Consider the following 6,185-nt stretch of genomic DNA (forward strand, 5'->3'; position numbering starts at 1 on the left):
GGACGGCCCGCCCGGGCCGTCCGGCCTGCCTCCCCTTCGCCCCGACGCCTGCAAGAGACCCCTCACGCCATGAATACCGACTATCGCAAACCGCTTCCCGGCACCGAGCTGGACTACTTCGACGCGCGTGCGGCCGTCGAGGAGATCCAGCCCGGTGCCTATGACACCCTTCCCTACACCTCCCGGGTGCTGGCCGAGCAGCTGGTGCGTCGCTGTGAGTCCGAGCTGCTCACCGATGCGCTCAAGCAGCTGATCGAGCGCCGCCGTGACCTGGACTTCCCCTGGTACCCGGCCCGGGTGGTCTGCCACGACATCCTCGGCCAGACCGCACTGGTCGACCTGGCCGGCCTGCGCGATGCCATCGCCGAGCAGGGCGGCGACCCCGCCAAGGTCAACCCGGTGGTGCCGACCCAGCTGATCGTCGACCACTCCCTGGCCGTGGAGCACGCCGGCTTCGAGAAGGATGCCTTCGACAGGAACCGCGCCATCGAGGATCGTCGCAATGAGGATCGCTTCCACTTCATCGAGTGGACCAAGACCGCCTTCGAGAACGTCGACGTGATCCCCGCCGGCAACGGCATCATGCACCAGATCAATCTGGAGAAGATGTCGCCGGTGGTACAGGCGCGCGACGGCGTCGCCTTTCCCGACACCTGCGTGGGCACCGATAGCCACACCCCGCATATCGACTGCCTGGGCGTGATCGCCATCGGCGTCGGCGGCCTCGAGGCCGAGACCGTGATGCTGGGCCGGCCCTCCATGATGCGCCTGCCCGATATCGTCGGCGTGGAGCTGACCGGCAAGCACAAGCCCGGCATCACCGCCACCGATATCGTGCTGGCGATCACCGAGTTCCTGCGCAAGGAGCGCGTGGTGGGGGCCTATCTGGAGTTCTTCGGCGAGGGGGCCAAGAGCCTGACCATCGGCGACCGCGCCACCATCTCCAACATGACCCCGGAGTACGGCGCCTCGGCGGCGATGTTCTATATCGATGAGCAGACCCTCGACTACCTGACGCTGACCGGCCGCGAGCCGGAGCAGGTCGAGCTGGTCGAGACCTACGCCAAGCAGACGGGCCTGTGGGCCGACAGCCTGTCCGGCGCCCAGTATGAGCGCGTGCTGACCTTCGACCTGTCCAGCGTGGAGCGCAACCTGGCGGGCCCCTCCAACCCGCACCGTCGTCTGCCCACCAGCGCCCTCGCCGAGCGCGGCATCGCCGTACCCTCATACAACGACAGCGCCAAGGCCCAGGCGGAGGAGAAGGCGGGTCATATGCCCGATGGCGCGGTGATCATCGCCGCCATTACCAGTTGCACCAACACCTCCAACCCGCGCAACGTGGTGGGCGCCGCGCTGCTGGCCAAGAAGGCCAACGAGCTGGGCCTGATTCGCAAGCCCTGGGTGAAGTCCTCCTTCGCTCCAGGCTCGAAGGTGGCGCGCCTCTATCTGGAGGAGGCGGGCCTGCTCGCCGAGCTTGAGAAGCTTGGCTTCGGCATCGTCGCCTATGCCTGCACCACCTGTAACGGGATGTCCGGCGCCCTGGACCCGAAGATCCAGCAGGAGATCATCGACCGTGATCTCTACGCTACCGCGGTGCTCTCCGGCAATCGCAACTTCGATGGCCGCATCCACCCCTATGCCAAGCAGGCCTTCCTGGCCTCGCCGGCGCTGGTGGTGGCCTACGCCATCGCCGGTACGGTGCGCTTCGACATCGAGAAGGACGTGCTGGGTACCGACCAGAACGGCAACCCGGTGACGCTCAAGGACCTGTGGCCCTCCGACGAGGAGATCGATGCCATCGTCGGCGAGTTCGTCAAGCCGGAGCAGTTCAAGCAGGTCTATATCCCGATGTTCGACCTGGACGCCTTCGAGAAGGCCGAGAGCCCGCTCTACGACTGGCGCCCCCAGAGCACCTATATCCGTCGCCCGCCCTACTGGGAAGGCAACATGGCGGCGGTGCGTGCGCTCAAGGGCATGCGGCCGCTGGCGATCCTGCCGGACAACATCACCACCGACCACCTGTCGCCGTCCAACGCGATCATGATGGACAGCGCGGCGGGGGAGTACCTGCACAAGATGGGCCTGCCGGAGGAGGACTTCAATTCCTACGCGACCCACCGCGGCGACCACCTCACCGCCCTGCGGGCCACCCTGGCCAACCCCAAGCTGTTCAACGAGATGGTGCGGGACGAGAGCGGCGAGGTAGTGCAGGGCTCGCTGGCACGCATCGAGCCGGAAGGCGAGGTGACCCGCATGTGGGAGGCCATCGAGACCTACATGGAACGCAAGCAACCGCTGATCGTCATCGCCGGCGCCGACTACGGCCAGGGCTCCTCCCGCGACTGGGCGGCCAAGGGCGTGGCACTGGCCGGGGTCGAGGCGATCGTGGCCGAAGGCTTCGAGCGCATCCATCGCACCAACCTGATCGGCATGGGCGTGATGCCCCTGCAGTTCCGGGAAGGCACCACCCGCCACACCCTGCAGCTCGACGGCACCGAGACCTATGACGTGGAAGGCACGCCCGAGCCGGGGGCGACCCTGGAGCTTGTCATCCACCGCAAGACCGGTGAGGTCGATCGCGTGCCGGTGACCTGCCGCCTGGATACCGCCGAGGAGGTCACCGTCTACTCCGCCGGGGGCGTGCTGCAGCGCTTCGCCAAGGATTTCCTGGAATCCGAGGTCGAGGCGGTCAGCTGACGCCGAGCGACGGGGTCACGGCCCCGCCGTCTTGTAGGCAGCTCGAAGCTTCTCCGGCGACAGGCCTACGAGGGGGCGCTGTGAACCCTTCCTTGGGCGCTACCGACGCCGTCCCTGGCGTAGGACCCCCTCTCTGGCCTGTCCCCGGCGCTTCTCGCTCTAGGCAGCTTCCTCATTTTTCTGCCGCGTCTTCGGGTGCGGCAGCTTTTCCTCTGGAGTCATCCCTCATGGCATACCTTCCCCAGATTCGCATTCCCGCCACCTATATGCGTGGCGGGACCAGCAAGGGCGTCTTCTTCAAGCTGACCGACTTGCCTGAGGCTACGCAGGTGCCGGGCGAGGCCCGGGACCGCCTGCTTATGCGGGTGATCGGCAGCCCCGACCCCTACCAGAAGCAGATCGACGGCATGGGCGGGGCCACCTCCAGCACCAGCAAGACGGTGATCCTGAGTCGGAGCGAGAGCCCCGACCACGACGTGGACTACCTGTTCGGCCAGGTCGCCATCGACAAGGCCTTCGTCGACTGGAGCGGCAACTGCGGCAACCTATCGGCGGCGGTGGGGCCCTTCGCCATCAGCAACGGCCTGGTGGATCCGGCGCGCATCCCGGAGAACGGCGAGGTCGAGGTGCGCATCTGGCAGGTGAACATCGGCAAGACCATCGTCTCCCGGGTGCCGATCACGAATGGCGAGGTGCAGGAGACCGGCGACTTCGAGCTGGACGGGGTGACCTTCCCGGCCGCCGAGGTGCCGGTGGCCTTCAAGGACCCGGCGGACGGCGAGGGCGCCATCTTCCCCACTGGCAACCTGGTGGATGACCTGGAAGTGCCGGGCGTCGGTACCCTCAAGGCGACCCTGATCAACGCCGGCATTCCCACCGTCTTCCTGAATGCCGCCGAACTCGGCTATACCGGTACCGAGCTACAGGAGGCGATCAACGGCGACGCCCAGGCCCTCGAGCGCTTCGAGACGATCCGCGCCCACGGGGCGTTGAGGATGGGGCTGATCAAGGACTTGGCCGAGGCGGCGGACCGCCAGCATACACCCAAGGTGGCTTTCGTGGCGCCGCCGGCGAGCTACACCTCTTCCAGCGGCAAGGCGGTCGAGGCCGAGTCGATCGACCTGCTGGTACGGGCGCTCTCCATGGGCAAGCTGCACCACGCCATGATGGGCACCGCGGCGGTGGCCATCGCCTCCGCCGCGGCCATCGAGGGCACCCTGGTCAACCTGGCCGCCGGCGGCGGCAAGCGCAATGCCGTCACCTTCGGGCATCCCTCCGGATCGCTCCGTGTGGGCGCCGAGGCGAGCCTGGTGGAGGGTCGCTGGGTGATCGACGAGGCGGTGATGAGCCGCAGCGCCCGGGTGCTGATGGAAGGCTTCGTCCGCATCCCCGGCGACAGCGTCTGAGCCCACGTCATGCGCTGGAAAGCCGCCTCGGGTCGAAAGGCCCGGGGCGTCTTCTATAGTGGGGGTAGCCACAGCAGATGCCGAAGGAGGTCGAGATGAGTACCGTGGAAGCCAATGTGCGGCCGGACTATGACGCCGAGCTGCAGAAGATCGCCGACTATGTGCTCGGCTTCGAGATCGCGAGCGACGAGGCCTGGGATACCGCCAGACTCTGCCTGATGGATACCCTGGGCTGCGGCCTGCTGGCGCTGCGCTTCCCCGAGTGCACCAAGCACCTGGGGCCCCTGGTGGAGGGCACCGTGGTGCCCCATGGCGCCAGGGTGCCGGGCACCTCCTTCCGGCTGGACCCGGTCAAGGCGGCCTGGGACATCGGTGCCATCGTGCGCTGGCTCGACTATAACGACACCTGGCTGGCGGCGGAGTGGGGGCACCCCTCGGACAACCTTGGCGCCATCCTCGCCGTGGCCGATCACCTCGCCCAGAAGCGGGTGGCCCAGGGGGAAGCGCCGCTTACGATGCGTGACGTCCTCGAGGCGATGATCATGGCCCACGAGATCCAGGGGGTGCTGGCGCTGGAGAACTCCTTCAACCGCGTGGGGCTCGACCATGTGGTGCTGGTCAAGGTGGCCTCGACCGCGGTGGTGGCCAAGTTGATGGGCGCCGATCGCGAGCAGCTGCTCTCGGCGCTCTCCCACGCCTGGGTCGATGGCCAGAGCCTGCGCACCTATCGTCATGCGCCAAACGCTGGTTCACGCAAGAGCTGGGCGGCGGGGGACGCCACCTCCCGGGCAGTGCGCCTGGCCGATATCGCCCTGCGTGGTGAAATGGGCGTTCCCGGTGCTCTCAGCGCCCCCCAATGGGGTTTCTATGACGTGCTGTTCACCAAGACCAACAAGGATCAGCAGCTCAAGCCCGAGTCCGAGAGGCGGTTCAGCTTCCAGCGGGACTTCGGCAGCTATGTGATGGAGAACATCCTCTTCAAGCTCTCCTTCCCGGCGGAGTTCCACGCCCAGACCGCCTGTGAGGCGGCGGTGACCCTGCATCCCGAGGTGAAGGGGCGCTTCGACGAGATCGAGCGCATCGTCATCACCACCCACGAGTCGGCGATCCGCATCATTTCCAAGGAGGGTGGCCTGGCCAACCCGGCGGATCGTGACCACTGCCTGCAGTACATGATCGCGGTGCCCTTGCTGCTGGGGGAGCTGACCGCCGAACACTACGAGGATGACTTTCATGCCGCGCACCCCGAGATCGATACGTTGCGCAGCAAGATGGAGGTGGTAGAGGAGCCCCGCTATACCCGCGACTACCTGGATCCCGAGAAGCGCTCCATCGCCAACGCCATCCAGGTCTTCTTCACCGATGGCACCGCCACCGACCGGGTCGCCGTGGAGTATCCCATCGGCCATCGCCGGCGTCGTGGGGAGGGTATCCCGGTGCTTGAAGCCAAGTTTCGGCGCAACCTCGAGACGCGATTCCCGCGTTCGCGCAGCGAGAAGATACTGGTGCTTTGCCAGGACCAGCAGCGCCTGCAGGCGACCCCGGTCCATCGCTTCATGGATCTTCTGGTGATCTGAAGCCGGGGAAGGCGTCATGCCTTCGGAAGGGAGCGTGGCGCGATTCCTGTCATTGGACTACATTTTTCTCTGCAAGGGCTTGCACGCCTGCGGGGAAAGCCGTAAAGTACGCATCCCCTGCCGGCGACGGGCAAACGTTGCAGGCGGTGGAAGTGGCAGAAGTGATTGTTCTGCATGGAATATTTTTGAAGCGGGTCGAATCGCTTCGAAACATTCCGATTGACAATCACGGCATGTTCGGTAGAATATGTGCCACGCTTTCGCAGCCATCTCGGTGAGGTGGGGCGGTCAGCAGTCACGGCAAGCACGCTTCGCCAGACACTGCTTGACACCGCCGAGCGAAACGGTAGAATACGCCTTCCTCGCAGGGTGCTGGCGACACGGAGTTCGCTCCGGCCGACAGCAAGCGAGACGCTTCACTCGACAGAGTTCGAAGCCGCTCTTTAACAATCGATCAGGTAATTCATGTGGGCGCTTGCCGATGGCTCGGTGATCATGTCATTGA

Annotated in this window: 3 protein-coding genes; all 3 read left to right on the top strand. The window is 65.9% G+C overall.

Going from position 1 to position 6,185, the window contains the following annotated elements; all coding sequences use genetic code 11:
- Positions 1 to 69: 69 nt before the first annotated feature.
- The 3 genes from acnD (at position 70) to RAN53_RS05250 (ending at position 5,680) form a co-directional block, all read left to right on the top strand.
- A complete protein-coding gene (gene acnD / locus RAN53_RS05240) occupies positions 70 to 2,697 on the top strand; it encodes a Fe/S-dependent 2-methylisocitrate dehydratase AcnD (RefSeq protein WP_305795751.1) in 2,628 nt (875 codons plus the stop codon).
- 227 nt (positions 2,698 to 2,924) lie between these two features.
- Positions 2,925 to 4,103, top strand: coding sequence for a 2-methylaconitate cis-trans isomerase PrpF (prpF, locus tag RAN53_RS05245; protein WP_305795752.1), 1,179 nt, complete (start codon positions 2,925 to 2,927; stop codon positions 4,101 to 4,103).
- 95 nt (positions 4,104 to 4,198) lie between these two features.
- Positions 4,199 to 5,680 carry a bifunctional 2-methylcitrate dehydratase/aconitate hydratase gene (locus RAN53_RS05250; RefSeq protein WP_305795753.1) on the top strand — a complete coding sequence of 494 codons (1,482 nt, stop codon included), beginning with the start codon at positions 4,199 to 4,201 and terminating at the stop codon, positions 5,678 to 5,680.
- The last annotated feature ends 505 nt before the right edge of the window (positions 5,681 to 6,185 follow it).

It is taken from the genome of Halomonas sp. SSL-5, from assembly GCF_030708455.1.
In the GTDB taxonomy this organism is placed as follows: domain Bacteria; phylum Pseudomonadota; class Gammaproteobacteria; order Pseudomonadales; family Halomonadaceae; genus Halomonas.